We start from the raw sequence: 16,855 nt of genomic DNA, 5'->3' as shown, positions 1-16,855 counted from the left end.
TCCAACCTCGGCCCTGACCTTGAGCAGACCGACGCCCCGTTCACGCCAGAGATGCTGGAGCATGCGCGCAAATTGTTCGCCGGGCATGTCGGCTTCCTGAAGTCGGCGCCGACGCTCGAGTTCCTGCCCGATGCGTCGGTGCCGGAAGTCGCGTTCGCCGGTCGCTCGAACGTCGGCAAGTCGTCGCTGCTGAACGCGCTCACCGGGCGCAACTCGATGGCGCGCACGTCGAACACGCCGGGCCGCACGCAGGAACTGAACTTCTTCGATGTCGGTGCACCGCTCGCATTCCGGCTGGTCGACATGCCCGGCTACGGGTTTGCCAAAGCCCCCAAGGACGTCGTCAAGAAATGGCGTTTCCTGATCAACGACTTCCTGCGCGGCCGTGACGTTCTCAAGCGCGCGCTCGTGCTGATCGACTCCCGCCACGGCATCAAGGACGTCGACCGCGAAATCCTCGAGATGCTCGACAAGGCCGCGGTCAGCTACCGCATGGTCCTGACCAAGGCGGACAAGATCAAGGCCTCGGAACTGGTCGAGGTCACCGAGCGCACGGCGATCGAGGCGCGCAAGCGTCCGGCCGCGCATCCCGACATCCTCGTCACGTCGAGCGAATACGGCATGGGCATCCCCGAACTCCGCGCGGCGGTGGTCGAAGCCGTCAGCTGATCGGACGGCGCCGGAGCGAACCATCGTTTCCCACTGACATCAGGCGTAAAATTCCGTAGCATCCCGCCAAAAGGGAGAGCGGGCGATGCGTATGCGGTTCGGGGCGATGCTTGCGATGGCGGCGATGCTGTCCGGCTGCGGGGGCAGCGACAGCGGGTCGGTTTCGCCCGCAGGTGGCCCGTCGTCTTCGCCAACGCCGACCGCCACGGCGGGATGCTCGCTGCGCGAACGCCAGGATTGGGCCGCGGCACAGCTTCGCGAATGGTATCTCTTCCCCGACACGCTGCCGTCGAGCCTCGACCCGACGCCCTACCCTACGGTCGACGCCTATATCGACGCGCTGACCGCGACCGCACGGGCGCAGCGCAAGGATCGGTTCTTCACCTATCTGACGTCGATCAAGGAAGAGGACGCTTATTACGGTTCGGGCGCCAGCGCTGGCTTCGGCTTCCGGCTGGGCGTGGATGAAACCGGGCAGCGGCTGTTCGCCGCGGAATCGTTCGAGAATACGCCGGCGCTCGCTGCGGGAATCGATCGCGGCACGGAAATCGTCGCGATCGGCACGACTGCGGCAACCCTGCGGACCGTGTCGGCGATCATCGCGGCGGAGGGTACCGCCGGGTTGAATACCGCGCTGGGCCCCAACACCGCAGGCCTCTCGCGCGTCCTGCGCATTGCCAACGCCGCCGGCACCCGCGATGTGACCGTCACCAAGACGGACTTCACCCTTCTTCCCCTATCGTCGCGCTACGGTGCCAAGATCATCAGCGATGGCGGGCGGCAGGTCGGGTATCTCAACCTGCGCACCTTCATCACCACCGCCGAGCCCGCGCTGAAAGCCGCGTTCGCCGATTTCCGTGCGAAGGGCATCACCAACGTCATCGTCGACCTGCGCTACAATGGCGGCGGCTTGATCAGCACGGCCGAGTATCTCGGCGACCTGCTCGGCGGCGGCCGATCGACCTCGGAAGTGTTCGATTACGTCACCTTCCGGACGGAAAAGGCATCGAACAACACGACCCGCCTGTTCGCCCCTAAGGCGGAATCGATCGCGCCCATGAAGATCGCGTTCATCGGCACCGGCGGCACCGCGTCCGCAAGCGAGATCGTGATCAACGCGTTCACGCCGTACCTGCACACGAATGCCGCGCTGATCGGCACAAATACCTACGGCAAACCGGTCGGCCAGATCCCGCTCGACAAACCCGCTTGCGACGATCGGCTTCGGGTAATCGCGCTGGCAACGCAGAACGCCGCGCGCAACGGCAATTACTATGACGGACTCGCGACGACCGTCGAGGCGAGCTGCCGGGCATCGGACGACATCGCCTACCAGCTTGGTGACCCCGCCGAAGCCTCGACCCGCCAGGCGCTGGACTTTCTTGCCGGACGCAGTTGCACGCCGATCACCGCAAGTGCGAGTGCGAGTGCGGGTGCGAATACCGGCGCAAGCACGCAGGCACGGGTTCGGGCCGCGGTCGAAGCGCCGCAGACGGGCCACGCCCTGTTGAGCCCCGATCACCCCGATACGCCCCAGCGCGAGGTGCCGGGGTTGTTCTGACCGGGTTCGCCCAGCGATCGGAACAGCACGGCGGGCGATTGCCTCTTGGCGTCCCCTCGCCTAGCACCGCGCGCATGAAACTGATCATCGGCAACAAGGCCTATTCGTCCTGGTCGCTTCGCGGCTGGCTCGCCTGCAAACAGTCCGGGCTGCCATTCGAGGAGGTGGTCGTGCCGCTGTACGACGCCGACTGGGACAAACGCCGTGCCGGCGACGAGTTCGCACCGTCATCGGGCAAGGTGCCGATCCTGTGGGACGGCGAGGCGGTCGTGTGGGACAGCCTGGCGATCGTCGACTATCTCGCCGACAAGGTCGGTCGCGAGCGATTCTGGCCGGTCGACGATGCCCCGCGTGCGATGGCGCGGTCGATGGCTGCCGAGATGCATTCGAGCTTCCAGGCGCTGCGCCGCAAGCACAGCATGAACATACGCCAGGTCTTTCCAGCGCAGAAGCCCGACGACGATGTGCTGATCGAGTTGCGGCGAATCATGGAGCTGTGGGCGCAGGCGCGCGCTCGCTTCGGCGGTGGCGGTGACTTCCTGTTCGGCCAATTCGGGGCGGCGGATATCATGTTCGCACCGGTCGTCACGCGGATCGTCACCTACCAGCTGCCGATCGCGCGGTTTGCCACCGGGTATATGCAGGCGATGTTCGAGCATCCGTTCATGCAGGACTGGATCGCGGCGGCGCAGGAAGAGGAATGGGTGCTCGAGCAATATGAGCAGCCGGTGCCGACGCCTGCATGACCGGTGTGATCGATCCTGTCGTCCTGGCTCAGGCGCTGATCGCCGCCGATAGCGTCACGCCTGCCAGCGGCGTCGTGTTCGATGTCCTCGAAGCCGCGCTGATCGAGAGCGGTTTTGCCGTCGATCGCTTCACGGTCGGCGAAGCGCCCGACGGCCCGGTCGAGAACCTGCTGGCGACGCGCGGCGACGAGCCGCGCCATCTTGCCTTTGCCGGGCATGTCGACGTCGTGCCGCCCGGCGAAGGCTGGACCGCGTCGCCCTGGTCCGCCGAGGTGCGCGACGGGCTGCTCTATGGACGCGGGGCGGTCGACATGAAGGGCGCGGTCGCGGCCTTCGTCGCCGCCGCGAGCCGGAGCGATGCCGGCACGTTGTCGCTGATCGTCACCGGCGACGAGGAAGGCCCCGCCACCTACGGCACGGTCGCGCTGATGGAACGCATGGCCGCGCGTGGCATCGTGCCCGACCTGTGCCTGGTCGGCGAGCCGACATCCACGACGCAGCTCGGCGACATGGTGAAGATCGGCCGACGCGGCTCGGTCAACATCTGGATCGACGTGCCCGGTCGGCAGGGCCACGTCGCCTACCCGCACCTCGCCGACAACCCGATCCCCAGACTGGTCGCGATCCTCGCCGAGATCGAGCGTGTCGTCCTCGACGAGGGTACGGACTGGTTCCAGCCGTCGAACATCGAAGTGACCGACATCGCGGTCGGCAATCCGGCGCACAACGTCATCCCGGCCAAGGCCTCCGCGCGGCTCAGCATCCGGTTCAACGACCGCCACCGCGGCGCCGACCTGATCGACCGCATTCGCGTCATCGCGCAGGCGCATGCGCCCGCCGCAGTCGTGACCGGCCGCGTGTCGGGCGAGGCGTTCCTGACCGAGCCGGGGGCGTTCTCCACGCTGTTGTCGGAGTCGATCCACGGCGCCACCGGTCTGCGCCCCGAATTGTCGACCACCGGCGGCACGTCCGATGCCCGGTTCCTGTCGAAGCTGTGCCCGGTCGTCGAGTTCGGGTTGATCAACGCGACCATGCACAAGGTCGACGAGGCGGTAGCGGTCGACGACGTGCGACGGCTGACGGATATCTACGCGGACGTGATCGCGCGCGCACTGCGATGATATCCGCCGCTGGACCGCTCAGTGATTGTGCCGCGGCGTCTTCGCAGAGATCCCGCGATACTTGACCGCGAAGTCCAGCACGCCGCCCTCCGCCAACTGCCCGGTCTTCTCGCGGTACAGTTCCTCCCAAGGCGTATGGCTCTCCGGAACAGGCGGCAGCCCTTCCCCCCTGCGCCGCGCGATCTCGTCGGCCCCGACCAGCGCGTCGCAGGTACCCGCGACCAGATCGATGCGGACGATGTCGCCCGTCCGGATCCACGACAGCCCGCCGCCGACCGCACTTTCCGGCGAAACGTTGAGGATCGACGGGCTGTCCGACGTCCCCGACTGCCGCCCGTCGCCGAGCGTCGGCAGCGCCAGCACGCCGCGCTGGATCAGCGCGTCGGGTGGCTGCATGTTGACGACTTCCGCCGAGCCCGGCCAGCCGATTGGTCCCGCGCCGCGAATGACCAGGATACAGCCCTCGTCGATGTCCAGCGCGGGATCGTTGATCCGGTGGTGATAATCGTCCGAGCCCTCGAACACGATCGCCCGCGCCTCGAACCGATCCTCGGCGCCCGGCGTCGAGAGATACCGCTCGCGGAACGCCGGCGAGATCACCGACGTCTTCATGATCCCGAAATCGAACAGATTGCCCTTGAGCACCAGGAAGCCGGCGCGCTCCATCATCGGTGCGTCGAACGGCTTGATCATCTCGCGATCGCGCGTCTCGCGCCCCGCGATGTTCTCGCCGATCGACCGCCCGGTGACCGTCAGGCACGACGTATCGAGCTTTCCGCCGGCGATAAGCTCGTGCAACACCGCCGGAACGCCGCCCGCCCGGTGGAAGCGCTCGCCGAGATACTTGCCCGCCGGCTGCATGTTGACCAGCAACGGCAGGTCGTAGCCGTGATCCGACCAGTCCTCCGGGTACAGCGTGACGCCGGCATGCTGCGCCATCGCCATGATGTGCGGCTGCGCGTTGCTCGACCCGCCGATCGCGCTGACCACGCGGATCGCGTTGAGGAAGCTGTCGCGCGTGAGGATTTTCGAGGGGCGCAGGTCTTCATACGCCATCTCGACGATCCGCCGCCCGGTCTCGTACGCCATCTGTCCGCGCTCGCGGTACGGCGCCGGGATCGCCGCGCAACCCGTCAGCGACAGACCCAGGGCCTCGGCGACCGCGTTCATCGTCGACGCCGTGCCCATCGTGTTGCAATGCCCGGCCGACGGCGCGCTGTCGGTGGCGCGGTTGAGGAACTCCTCCTCGTCGATCTCGCCCGCCGCCAGCTTGCGCCGACTCCGCCAGATCACCGTCCCCGACCCGACCAGTTCGCCGTCGTGCCAGCCATCGAGCATCGGTCCGCCCGACAGCACGATCGCCGGAATATCGACGGTCGACGCCGCCATGATCCCCGACGGCGTGGTCTTGTCGCACCCGGTGGTCAGCACGACCGCATCGATCGGATAGCCGTACAGCGTCTCGACCAGCCCCAGGTACGCCAGGTTGCGATCGAGCGCCGCGGTCGGCCGCCGGCAATTCTCGAAGATCGGATGGACCGGAAACTCCATCGCGATCCCGCCCGCGTCGCGGATGCCGTCACGCGTTCGCTTGGCCAGTTCCAGATGGATGCGGTTGCAAGGGGAGAGGTCGCTGCCCGATTGCGCGATGCCGATGATCGGCCGCCCCGAGCGCAGTTCCGCAGGGGTCAGCCCGTAGTTCATGAAGCGTTCGAGATAGAGCGCGGTCATGTCCGAGCGGGCGGGATCGGCGAACCAGTCGCGCGATCGGAACGGCTTCACCGGTACACGGTCCACTGCAAACTCTCCTGAACGCACCTGATTATCTCATGGGAGCGCTACCGCGAGGGCTGCCTCGCGGTCAAGCGTGGACCCGTGCCGGCGGGCGCCGTCGCGGCGCCGCATCCGATTGTCGGCGCACCAGCGTATAGTCGAGTACGACATGCCGGTTCGCGATCTCGCCGCCGCCACGCCGGTGGACGATTGCCGCCACCAGCAGGTCGACCGCTGCGCGCGACATGTCCGCGATCGGCTGATGGATCGTCGTCAGCTCGGGCCAGATCGTCGTCGCGAGCGCACTGTCGTCGAACCCGCACACGGTCAGGTCGCCTGGCACGTCGAGCCCGCGGCGGTGCGCCACCGCGACGCTCGCCGCCGCCATGTCGTCGTTGCTGGCGAAAATCGCGGTCGGCGGGTCCTTCGCGTCGAGCAACTGCTCGGCGGCATCCAGCCCCGATCGATAGGTGAACAACCCTTCGACGATCAGCGCGGGATCCTCGCCCAGCCCCGCGTCGGCGATCGCCGCCAGATAGCCTTCATGGCGCTGCCGGCTCGCGGTCTGGTTCGGATTGCCGATGATGAAACCGACGCGCGCATGACCCAGCCCGATCAGATGGCGGGTCATCGCGCGCGCCGCCTCGAAATCGTCGATCGTGACGGCGGCGGAATCGGCCGGCGGCGATCCGGTCGCCACGACCACCGCAGGCACGCCGGCCGCGGTCAACACGTCGAGCACGCCGCGCGAGTCGCACAAGGGCGGTGGCAGGATCACGCCGTCGACGCCGCTGCGGATCATGTGCTGGGCGACTTCGATCTCGTGATCGCCGATGTCGCATTTCTCGACCACGAGCTGCACGTCGCTGCGACTCGCCTGTTCAAGGCTGCCGACCAGGAATTCGCTCAGATAAGCCGAACTCGGGTTGCTGTAGAGCAGGCCGATACGGATCTGTCCGCCACCCGCGAGGCTGCGCGCCGCACGATTGGGCGCATAATGCAACGTCGCGATCGCGGCATTGACCGCGTCGCGCGTGAGCGCACGCACCTTGGACTCGCCGTTGATGACGCGCGACACGGTCATCGGCGATACGCCAGCGAGCGTGGCGACGTCGGAAATGGTCGGCGCACCACTTCGGCGTCCGGTTGCGTTGCGCGGTTTTAGCGTATCACGCTCCATATACAGTGCCTTATCAGTCCGCGCGTCATACGCAGCCTGCAATCGATCGCCAATAGCCGAACGCAAGCCATGCTTGCGTGTTATCGCTCCCATCATTACGCGGATACCCTAGCCCGCCGGGCCGATGGCGTTGCGGTGACAGGTAGGGCATCTGGGGAGGACGAGTGCATGACGGTTAATTTGGTACGCGGACTGCTGCTTGCGAGCGTCGCAACGGCAACTCCTGCCATTGCAGCACCAATCGCGGCAGGACCGGTTCAGGCGACGACGCGGACCGCGTCGGCGGCGCCGCGCGGCGTGGCGCATCCGGCGCTCTGGCCCAGCGCGAAGAGCCCCGGCCTGATCGACCCGCGAGCAGAAAGGCGCATCTCCGACATCATGGCCAGGATGACGGTGCGCGAGAAGATCGGGCAGATGATCCAGGGCGATATCGGCTCGATCAAGCCCGAGGACCTGCGCGCCTATCCACTCGGCAGCATCCTGGCGGGCGGCAGCTCCGCGCCGATCGGCGCGAAGGACCGTTCACCCGCGGCAGACTGGATCGCAACCTCGCGCGCCTTCAACGCCGTCGCGATGACCGCGCGGCCGGACCATGTCACCATTCCGCTGATGTTCGGCGTCGACGCCGTACACGGCAACAACAACGTCGTCGGCGCGACGATCTTCCCGCACAACAGCGCGCTGGGGGCCGCGCACGATCCCGCCCTCATCCGCCGGATCGGCACCGCCACCGCCGAGGAAACCGCCGCAGCCGGGATCGACTGGGCATTCGGTCCGACGCTGGCCGTGCCGCAGGACGATCGCTGGGGCCGCACGTACGAGGGCTATTCCGAGGATCCTGCAGTCGTTCGCAGCTATGCGGGCGCGATGATCGAAGGCCTGCAGGGCAAGCCCGGCACCGGTACGATCCAGAACGGCCACGTTGCGGCCAGCGCCAAGCATTTCCTCGGCGACGGCGGCACGATCGGCGGGCTCGACCAGGGCGATGCGGACGTACCCGAAAAGACGCTGATCGACATCCATTCGGCCGGGTACCCACCCGCGATCGATGCCGGCGCGCTGACCATCATGGCGTCGTTCAGCAGCTGGCAGGGCCAGAAGATGCACGGCAACAAGAGTCTGCTGACCGACGTTCTGAAGAGCCGGATGGGGTTCGACGGCTTCATCGTCGGCGACTGGAACGGCCATGGCCAGATTCCGGGCTGCACCAACGACGATTGCCCCGCCACGTTCAACGCCGGGCTCGACATGGCGATGGCGCCCGACAGCTGGAAGGGCCTGTTCGACACCACGCTCGCCGCCGCGCAGAACGGCAAGATCGCGATGGCGCGGATTGACGACGCGGTCCGTCGCATCCTGCGCGTCAAGCTCAGGATGGGGCTGTTCGACGCGGCGCGGCCGTATGAAAGCAAGACCGGCGCGATCGGTTCGCCGGATCATCGTGCGCTGGCCCGGGAAGCGGTCGCGGAAACGCTGGTGCTGCTCAAGAACCAGGGCGTGCTGCCGATCAAGGCGAGCGCGAACATTCTCGTCGCCGGCGATGCGGCGGACGATATCGGCCGCCAGGCGGGCGGCTGGACGCTCAGCTGGCAGGGCGACGGCAACACCAATGCCGATTTCCCGAATGCGCAGTCGATCTATGCCGGCATCGCCGCGACGATGAAGGCCGGCGGCGGCACTGCGACGCTCAGCGCGGACGGCAGCTTCACCAAGAAGCCCGATGCGGCGATCGTCGTGTTCGGCGAACAGCCCTATGCCGAGATGCGCGGCGACCTCCGCACGCTCGAATTCCAGCCCGGCGACAAGCAGGCGCTCGCGCTGCTCAAGAAACTCAAGGCGGCGGGTATCCCGGTCGTCTCGGTCTTCCTGTCCGGTCGCCCGCTGTGGGTGAACCCGGAGCTGAACGCCTCGGACGCGTTCGTCGGCGCGTGGTTCCCCGGCACCGAGGGCGGCGGCATCGCGGATGTGCTGATCGGCACGCCGGACGGCAAACCGCGCAAGGATTTCACGGGCCGCCTGTCGTACAGCTGGCCCAAGACTGCCGGCCAGTTCGTCCTGAACCAAGGGCAGCCGAACTACGACCCGCTGTTCGCGCTGGGCTATGGCCTCAGCTACGCGAAGGGCGGCAGCGTCCCCAAGCTTGGCGAAGTGTCCGGCGTCGATTCGAGCCTCGCCAATACGAGCCTGTTCTACAGCCGCGGCAAGGTGCCGCCGCCGTTCGCGCTCACCGCGGATCCCGGTATCGCGCAGGCCGCGGTGGATGGTCCGCAGACGCAGGAAGGTGCGTTATCGCTGAGCTGGCCAAAGGCGCGCGCGGGTACGGTGAAGATCGCGGGGCCGACGCTCGACCTCTCGCGCGAGACGAATGCCGATCTGCTGCTGCAAGTCACCTACCGCGTGACGCAGCCCGCAACCGCCCCGGTCACGCTTGCGCTGGGCACCGGCGGCCGCGGGGTCGATGTCACATCTCTGTTCAAAACAGCGGGTACGGACTGGAAGACGGTCCGCATCACGCTTAAATGCTTTCGCAGCCACGGCGCCGACATGACCAAGGTCGCCGCGCCCTTTGCGATGACCACCACCGGGCCGCTGGGCATTGCGCTCGCCGACTTGAGAATTGCAACCGACCCTGCGGGTTCGGTCTGCCCCGATTGATGATTTGGAGACTAGATATGGACGGCACCTTCCCGATCGGCGCGCGCGCCGTGAGCAGCGACGTCACCTTCCTGGCGATCGACCCGTCGACCGACACCAGGATCGAGCCCGCCTTCGCTGTATCGAGCGAGGCTGACGTCGGCGAAGCCTGCAAGCTCGCCGACGCTGCGTTCGACCTTTTCCGCGAGACCGATCCGGAGGTCCGGGCGGTCTTCCTCGAGACGATCGCCGACGAGATCGAGGCGATCCACGAGCCGCTCGTCGCGCGTGCGATCCAGGAAAGCGGCCTGCCCCGCCCGCGCCTCGAAGGCGAGCGCGGTCGCACCACCGGCCAGCTCCGCCTGTTCGCGAAGCATCTCCGCGCCGGTACCTGGGCGTCGGTCGTCATCGACGAAGCCCAGCCCGATCGCAAGCCGATGCCGCGCTCCGACCTGCGCCAGCGCCGCATCGCGGTCGGCCCGGTCGCCGTGTTCGGCGCGTCGAACTTCCCGCTCGCCTTCTCGGTCGCGGGCGGCGACACCGCCTCCGCGCTAGCCGCCGGTTGCCCGGTCGTGGTCAAGGGCCACCCTGCGCATCCCGGCACGTCGGTGATGGTCGGCAAGGCGATCCAGGCTGCGGTCGCCAAGTGTGGCCTGCCCGAGGGCGTGTTCTCGCTGGTTCAGGGTCCGGCGAACGAACTCGGCGCGGCGCTCGTCAAGGACGCGCGGATCAAGGCGGTCGGCTTCACCGGTTCGCGCGGCGGTGGCCTCGCACTGGTCGCGCTCGCCGCAGCGCGTCCCGAGCCGATCCCGGTCTATGCCGAGATGAGCAGCATCAACCCGGTGATCCTGTTCCCGGCGGCGCTCGCGGCGCGCGGCGAAGCGCTCGGCAAGGCCTATGTCGGCTCGCTGACGATGGGCTCGGGCCAGTTCTGCACCAACCCCGGCATCGTCGTTGCGGTCGATGGTCCTGACCTCGACACCTTCGTCGACGCCGCCGCTGGCGCGCTCGGTGAAGCCGCACCGCAGGTCATGCTGACCCCCGGCATCCACGCGAGCTACGACAAGGGCGTCGCCGCGCTCGCTGGCCACGACGCGGTCCAGACGCTTGCCCGCGGCACCGAGGCCGAAGGTGCCAACCGCGGTCGTGCGGCGCTGTTCTCGACCACCGGCAAGGCGTTCGTCGCCGACCCCGCGCTGTCGCACGAAGTGTTCGGCGCGGCCTCGATCATCGTCCGCTGCACCGATCTCGCCGAGGTCCACAGCGTGCTCGAAAAGATCGAGGGGCAGCTGACCATCACGCTGCAGATCGACGAGGGCGATCATGCGGATGCAGCTGCGCTGCTGCCGACGCTCGAACGCAAGGCAGGTCGCATTCTCGCGAACGGCTGGCCGACCGGTGTCGAGGTCGCGCCGGCGATGGTCCACGGCGGCCCCTTCCCGGCGACGTCCGACCCACGCACGACCTCGGTCGGCACCGCGGCGATCGAGCGCTTCCTGCGCCCGGTCTGCTATCAGGACCTGCCCGATGCGCTGCTGCCGAAGGCAGTCAAGCACGGCAACCCGCTCGTCCTGCCGCGCACCGAGGGCTGATGCGTCCGGGAGTTGCTTGACGGCAACTCCCTCTTCCTTGTTCTCCCGCGAAGGCGGGAGCCCAGTCTGTATCCCCGCCTTCGCGGGGAAACATGCTTGAGGTCGAAGGTTACCCGTCGCCACGATAATCCTCCCCCGCCAGGGGGAGGTGGCGCCAACGGCGACGGAGGGGGAGGACACGGAGCGGCGGGTGCCCCTACCTCCCCCTTCGTCTGGCAAGAGCCAGCCACCTCCCCCTGGCGGGGGAGGATCGTTCGCCCCTCCCCCAATCATTGACTTGCGCGCGCCGCATACCCACTAGTCCGGCATGACAACGCCTGACTCGTCGCGCACCATTTCCCTGCCCGCAGACCTCGGCAGCTACATCGACGAATTGACCGACGGAGGGTATGGCGACGCCGCCGCGATCGTCCGTACCGCGCTTGAGCAGATGCGCGACCGAAACGCCTCCCAGAAGCCAACCGAAACCCTGATCGGTGGCGGCGAATGCGGTATGCTCGTCCGCCAGCGCGACTGGTCCGCGACGTCGCTCGGCCCGGTCGACACATGGCCGGCCGAACTGCGCGTGACGCTCGCCAACGTCCTCAATTCGCCGGTCGCCAAGGTCCTGATGTGGGGCCCCGATCACGTCATGCTGTATAACGACAGCTACCGTGCAGTCGCCGGCGACCGTCATCCCGCCGCGCTCGGCAGCCCGGTCGCGACCGCGTTTCCCGAGGTCTGGGACTGGAACCGCACCGTCCTCGAGGCCGGCTCGCGCGGCGAGACGATCGCCTACCGTGACCAGCCGATCCTGTTCCAGCGCCCCGACGGTCCCGAGATGCTGACGCTCGATCTGTTCTACACGCCGGTCTATTGCGCGGGCGGCAGCGTCGGCGGCGTCCTCTGCACGATGGTCGACAATAGTGGCCGCGTCGAAGCCGAGCACCGGCTCGCGGCCAGCGAAGCCGAATTGCGTCGCGTCACGGACGCCGTGCCGATGCTGATCTCGTACGTCGACCGCGACCATGTCTATCGCCTCGCCAATGCGCAGTACGAGGAGTGGCTCGGCGTCGCGCCCGAGGCGATGATCGGCAAGCCCGTTCGGGACGTGCTCGGCGATACGGTCTATCAGGATCGCCGCCCGTCGTTCGATCGTGCGCTGGCGGGCGAAAGCTTCATCGCCCAGACCGTCTTTCCGCACCGCGACGGGCGACCGCGCCGCGCCGAATTCCGGTATGTTCCGCACACCGCCCCGGACGGTTCGATCCCTGGCATCTATGTGCTCGGCATCGACGTCGAGGAGCGCGCCGAACGCGAGGCCGAACTCGGCATCAGCAACGGCCGCTTCCGTACCGCGATGGACGCGGTCCACGGCGTGCTCTGGACCAACAGCCCGGACGGCCGGATGATCGGCGAACAGCCCGGCTGGGCGACGCTCACCGGCCAGTCGATCGACGCATACCAGAATTTCGGCTGGGCCGACGCGATCCACCCCGACGACGTCGCCTCGACGATCAAGGCATGGACCGCCGCCGTCGTCAGCAAGTCGATGTTCGTGTTCGAACATCGCGTCCGGCGACATTGCGGCACATGGCGCACCTTCGCCGTGCGCAGCCTACCGATCCTCGATGCGGTCGGGGAGATCGTCGAATGGGTCGGCGTCCACACCGACATCACCCACCAGCGGGCCGCCGAGGCCGCGTTGCGCGAGCAGGCGGAGGCACTCGCCCGCCAGGTCCGCCACCGCGAGCGCGCCGAGGATCAACTCCGCCAGCTCAACGAGACGCTTGAGGCACGCGTCATCCGCGAAATCGATGAGCGTCGCCAGGCCGAAGCCAAGCTCGCCCAGTCGCAGAAGATGGAGACCGTCGGCAAGCTCACCGGCGGCGTCGCGCATGATTTCAACAATCTGCTGCAGGTCGTCTCGGGCAATCTCCAGCTGCTCGGCAAAAATCTCGCCGGCAACGCGCGTGCTGAGCGCTGGGTCGAGAATGCGATGGCCGGCGTGTCGCGCGGGTCGAAGCTGGCGGCGCAGTTGCTCGCGTTCGGCCGTCGCCAGGCGCTCGAGCCCAAGGTCGTCAACGTCACGCGGTTCGTGCGCGGGATGGACGATATGCTGCGCCGCGCGATCGGCGAAGGCATCGAGATCGAGACGGTGGTCGGCGGTGGCCTGTGGAACACCTTCATCGATCCCGCGCAGATCGAGAACGCGCTACTCAACCTCGCGATCAACGCGCGCGACGCGATGGAGGGCCAGGGCAAGCTGACGATCGAGCTCGGCAACGCGCATCTCGACGACGCCTATGCGCTCGGTCACGATGAGGTCCAGGCGGGCCAGTACGTCATGCTCGCCGTGTCCGACACCGGCAGCGGCATGAGCCCCGAGATTATCGAAAAGGTGTTCGAGCCGTTCTTCTCGACCAAGAGCGAGGGCAAGGGTTCAGGTCTGGGCCTGTCGATGGTCTACGGCTTCGTAAAACAGTCCGGCGGCCATGTGAAGATCTATTCCGAGGTCGGCGAAGGCACCACGATCAAGCTGTACTTGCCGCGTGCCATGGAAGCCGAGGACGTCGAAGTCGTCGCGGACGCCAGCCCGATTTCCGGTGGTACCGAGACCGTGCTGGTGGTCGAGGACGACGACGAGGTCCGCGGCACCGTCGTCGAGCTGCTGACGGATCTCGGCTATAGCGTGTTGAAGGCGGTCGACGCGGCCAGCGCGCTCAACGTGGTCGAGAGCGGCGTGCCGATCGATATCCTGTTCACCGATGTCGTGATGCCCGGCACGCTGAAAAGCCCCGAGCTCGCGCGGAAGGCGAAGGAACGCCTGCCCGATCTCGCGGTACTGTTCACCTCGGGCTATACCGAGAACTCGATCGTCCACGGGGGCAAGCTTGACGCGGGGATCGACCTGTTGTCGAAGCCGTACACACGCGAGGCGCTCGCGCGGAAATTCCGCCAGGTGCTCGCCAATCGCCAGCGTCCGGTCGGTACTGAAAAGCTCGCGCGCGACGCCAGGATCGAGGCCGATCGCCGCCTCGACACCCCCGCCCGCCGTACCGTGCTACTGGTTGAGGACGATGCGCTGATCCGTGCCAACACCGCCGAGATGCTCCAGGGCAGCGGCTTCGTCGTGGTCGACGCGGCGAGCGCGGAGGACGCGATGACCGCGCTCCAGACCGTGCCGATCGACGCGCTGGTGACCGACGTGAACCTGCCCGGCGTGTCCGGGCCGAACTTTGCACGGACCGCGCGGGCGTTGCGCCCGGGCGTCGGCATCGTCTTCGCGACCGGGGATACCGCATCGGTCGCGGACGAAACCGACGCGATCATGCTGGAGAAGCCGTACGGGCTCGACGCACTGGCCGCGGCTGTGCTGGCGTCGTTGGGCGATACGGCATCGGCGGATCAACTCACGGCACCGGCCGCTGCCGCCCCCGTGAGGGAAGCGGACTGACGCCCGCTCTCCTCACCGGTAGTAAAGCGGACGTCGAACACTCCTCGTCATTCCCGCGAAGGCGGGAACCCATGCTGGCAGGCCCCGCGATATAATCGCTAACGTTCGAGCATATGGGTCCTCGCCTCCGCGAGGATGACGAAGGTAAATGACCGGTGCTCACCAGCCCTCCCGGTGTAATCTTCTTCACAAAACGACATTCCGATTATCCACCCGACAGACACCAACACCCGCTGGCGCGCCGCAATTCGCGCAGAAATCCTGTCAACAACCCTACACGACGATCAACGCAGCAGTGAAGGATCGCCCGTGACCTACCAGACCCACATCGCCCAGTTGACCAACCTGATCGCCGACCAGAACGGCACGTGGGACGCGATCTCGCCTGAATCAGTCGCGCGGATGCGGCTCCAGAACCGGTTCACTACCGGCCTCGACATCGCGCGCTACACTGCAGCGATCATGCGCAAGGACATTGCCGCCTATGACGCGGACCCGGCGCACTACACGCAGTCGCTCGGCTGCTGGCACGGGTTCATCGCGCAGCAGAAGATGATCAGCGTCAAGAAGCATTTCGGCACCACCGACCGCCGGTATCTGTACCTCTCGGGCTGGATGGTCGCCGCGATGCGGAGCGAATTCGGTCCGCTGCCCGACCAGTCGATGCACGAGAAGACCAGCGTCCCCGCGCTGATCGAGGAACTCTACACTTTCCTCCGCCAGGCCGACGCGCGCGAGCTCGGCATGATGTTCCGCGAGGTCGACGCCGCGCGGGCCGCTGGCAATGCGATCGAGGAACAGCGCTTGCTTAACGCCATCGAGAACCACCAGACGCACGTCGTCCCGATCATCGCCGATATCGATGCCGGCTTCGGCAACGCGGAGGCGACATACCTGTTGGCGCGGAAGATGATCGAGGCGGGCGCCTGCGCGCTCCAGATCGAGAACCAGGTCAGCGACGAGAAGCAGTGCGGCCACCAGGACGGCAAGGTCACCGTGCCGCACGAGGACTTCCTCGCGAAGGTCCGCGCGTGCCGCTACGCGTTCCTCGAACTCGGCGTCGAGGACGGCATCATCGTCACGCGGACCGACTCGCTCGGCGCCGGCCTCACCAAGCAGATCGCGGTCAGCAAGGAGTCGGGTGATCTCGGCGACCAGTATAACTCGTACCTCGATTGCGATGAGATCGACCCGGCGACGGCGCAGAACGGCGACGTCATCCTCAACCGCGACGGCAAGCTGCTCCGCCCGAAGCGTCTGCCCTCGAACCTCTTCCAGTTCCGCGCCGGCTCGGGCGAAGATCGCTGCGTGATGGACTGCATCGCGTCGCTACAGAACGGCGCGGACCTGCTCTGGATCGAGACGGAGAAGCCGCATATCGAACAGATCGCAGGCATGGTCGACCGGATCCGCGCAGTCGTGCCGAACGCCAAGCTCGTCTACAACAACTCCCCGAGCTTTAACTGGACGCTGAACTTCCGCCAGCAGGTGTTCGACGCTTGGTCCGCTGAGAGCAAGGACGTCTCGGCCTACGATCGCGCCCGCCTGATGAGCGTCGATTACGACGGCACGGCGCTTGCCGACGAAGCCGACGAGCGGATCCGCACCTTCCAGGCGGATTCGGCCAAGCGCGCGGGCATCTTCCACCACCTGATCACGCTGCCGACCTATCACACGGCCGCGCTCTCGACGGACAATCTCGCCAAGGAGTATTTCGGCGATGCCGGCATGCTCGGCTATGTGAAGGGTGTCCAACGCAAGGAGATCCGCGAGGGCATCGCCTGCGTGAAGCACCAGAACATGTCCGGCTCGGATCTGGGCGACGATCACAAGGAGTATTTCGCGGGCGAGGCGGCGCTGAAGGCGGGCGGCGCACACAACACGATGAACCAGTTCGCGGCGTGATGCAGCAGGCGGAGCGCAAGCTCCGCCGCGCCGGCATCATGCCCGGCCGGCGGGGCCAAAAGCCCCGTCCGACGACGCGGCTTAGCCGCGGCGCGCCTCCAGCCCCTCCGTCACACCGACTAATCAGGCAACGATCATCTTCTAACAGATGACGACCTTCCCCCCTCCCTGAAAGGGAGGGGCTTTAGACCAGAGAAAGCGTCTGGAAACCCGCCCCCTCCCCCGCTACGCACGCCGC

General features: G+C 67.0%; 10 protein-coding genes. 8 read left to right on the top strand and 2 right to left on the bottom strand.

What is annotated here, in order from left to right; translation table 11 throughout:
- The first annotated feature begins 51 nt into the window (after window positions 1-51).
- The 4 genes from yihA (at window position 52) to dapE (ending at window position 4,097) form a co-directional block, all read left to right on the top strand.
- Window positions 52-669 (top strand): ribosome biogenesis GTP-binding protein YihA/YsxC, encoded by a 618-nt coding sequence (gene yihA / locus O6Y00_RS08110; protein WP_056052878.1) that lies wholly within the window; start codon window positions 52-54, stop codon window positions 667-669.
- A gap of 85 nt (window positions 670-754) precedes the next feature.
- Window positions 755-2,230 (top strand): S41 family peptidase, encoded by a 1,476-nt coding sequence (locus tag O6Y00_RS08105; RefSeq protein ID WP_435368600.1) that lies wholly within the window; start codon window positions 755-757, stop codon window positions 2,228-2,230.
- A gap of 74 nt (window positions 2,231-2,304) precedes the next feature.
- Entirely contained in the window at window positions 2,305-2,976 is a 672-nt protein-coding gene (locus O6Y00_RS08100; protein WP_353442077.1) for a glutathione S-transferase, read from the top strand.
- A complete protein-coding gene (dapE, locus tag O6Y00_RS08095) occupies window positions 2,973-4,097 on the top strand; it encodes a succinyl-diaminopimelate desuccinylase (RefSeq protein ID WP_353442076.1) in 1,125 nt (374 codons plus the stop codon). Before O6Y00_RS08100 ends, dapE begins: the two co-directional genes overlap by 4 nt.
- Before the next feature lie 18 nt (window positions 4,098-4,115).
- Here dapE and O6Y00_RS08090 read toward each other — a convergent pair whose 3' ends face one another.
- Entirely contained in the window at window positions 4,116-5,894 is a 1,779-nt protein-coding gene (locus O6Y00_RS08090; protein ID WP_353442075.1) for an IlvD/Edd family dehydratase, read from the bottom strand.
- 64 nt (window positions 5,895-5,958) lie between these two features.
- Complete coding sequence (locus O6Y00_RS08085) at window positions 5,959-7,050, bottom strand: LacI family DNA-binding transcriptional regulator (RefSeq protein ID WP_353442074.1); 1,092 nt, start codon at window positions 7,048-7,050, stop codon at window positions 5,959-5,961.
- A gap of 168 nt (window positions 7,051-7,218) precedes the next feature.
- On the opposite strand from O6Y00_RS08085, the gene O6Y00_RS08080 reads away from it, so the two are divergent.
- The 4 genes from O6Y00_RS08080 (at window position 7,219) to O6Y00_RS08065 (ending at window position 16,617) form a co-directional block, all read left to right on the top strand.
- A complete protein-coding gene (locus tag O6Y00_RS08080; RefSeq protein ID WP_353442073.1) occupies window positions 7,219-9,705 on the top strand; it encodes a glycoside hydrolase family 3 protein in 2,487 nt (828 codons plus the stop codon).
- A 17-nt stretch (window positions 9,706-9,722) separates the two neighbouring features.
- Window positions 9,723-11,276, top strand: a complete 1,554-nt coding sequence (locus O6Y00_RS08075; RefSeq protein ID WP_353442071.1) for an aldehyde dehydrogenase (NADP(+)) — start codon at window positions 9,723-9,725, stop codon at window positions 11,274-11,276.
- 307 nt (window positions 11,277-11,583) lie between these two features.
- Window positions 11,584-14,712: a PAS domain-containing protein gene (locus tag O6Y00_RS08070; protein ID WP_353442069.1), complete on the top strand. Its 3,129-nt coding sequence runs from the start codon at window positions 11,584-11,586 to the stop codon at window positions 14,710-14,712.
- A gap of 309 nt (window positions 14,713-15,021) precedes the next feature.
- Window positions 15,022-16,617: an isocitrate lyase gene (locus O6Y00_RS08065; RefSeq protein ID WP_353442068.1), complete on the top strand. Its 1,596-nt coding sequence runs from the start codon at window positions 15,022-15,024 to the stop codon at window positions 16,615-16,617.
- Window positions 16,618-16,855: the final 238 nt, after the last annotated feature.

It is taken from the genome of Sphingomonas faeni (genome assembly GCF_040407565.1).
Taxonomy (GTDB): domain Bacteria; phylum Pseudomonadota; class Alphaproteobacteria; order Sphingomonadales; family Sphingomonadaceae; genus Sphingomonas; species Sphingomonas faeni_F.
The sequence above is the reverse complement of the archived record's forward strand: the minus strand, read 5'-3'. Positions and strand labels throughout refer to the sequence as shown.

Coding starts and splice junctions, on each gene's coding strand:
- yihA (WP_056052878.1), top strand. CDS start 52: ATGCTGGAGCATGCGCGCAAATTGTTCGCCGGGCATGTCGGCTTCCTG.
- O6Y00_RS08085 (WP_353442074.1), bottom strand. CDS start 7,050: ATGGAGCGTGATACGCTAAAACCGCGCAACGCAACCGGACGCCGAAGT.
- O6Y00_RS08070 (WP_353442069.1), top strand. CDS start 11,584: ATGACAACGCCTGACTCGTCGCGCACCATTTCCCTGCCCGCAGACCTC.
- O6Y00_RS08100 (WP_353442077.1), top strand. CDS start 2,305: ATGAAACTGATCATCGGCAACAAGGCCTATTCGTCCTGGTCGCTTCGC.
- O6Y00_RS08105 (WP_435368600.1), top strand. CDS start 755: ATGCGTATGCGGTTCGGGGCGATGCTTGCGATGGCGGCGATGCTGTCC.
- O6Y00_RS08075 (WP_353442071.1), top strand. CDS start 9,723: ATGGACGGCACCTTCCCGATCGGCGCGCGCGCCGTGAGCAGCGACGTC.
- O6Y00_RS08080 (WP_353442073.1), top strand. CDS start 7,219: ATGACGGTTAATTTGGTACGCGGACTGCTGCTTGCGAGCGTCGCAACG.
- dapE (WP_353442076.1), top strand. CDS start 2,973: ATGACCGGTGTGATCGATCCTGTCGTCCTGGCTCAGGCGCTGATCGCC.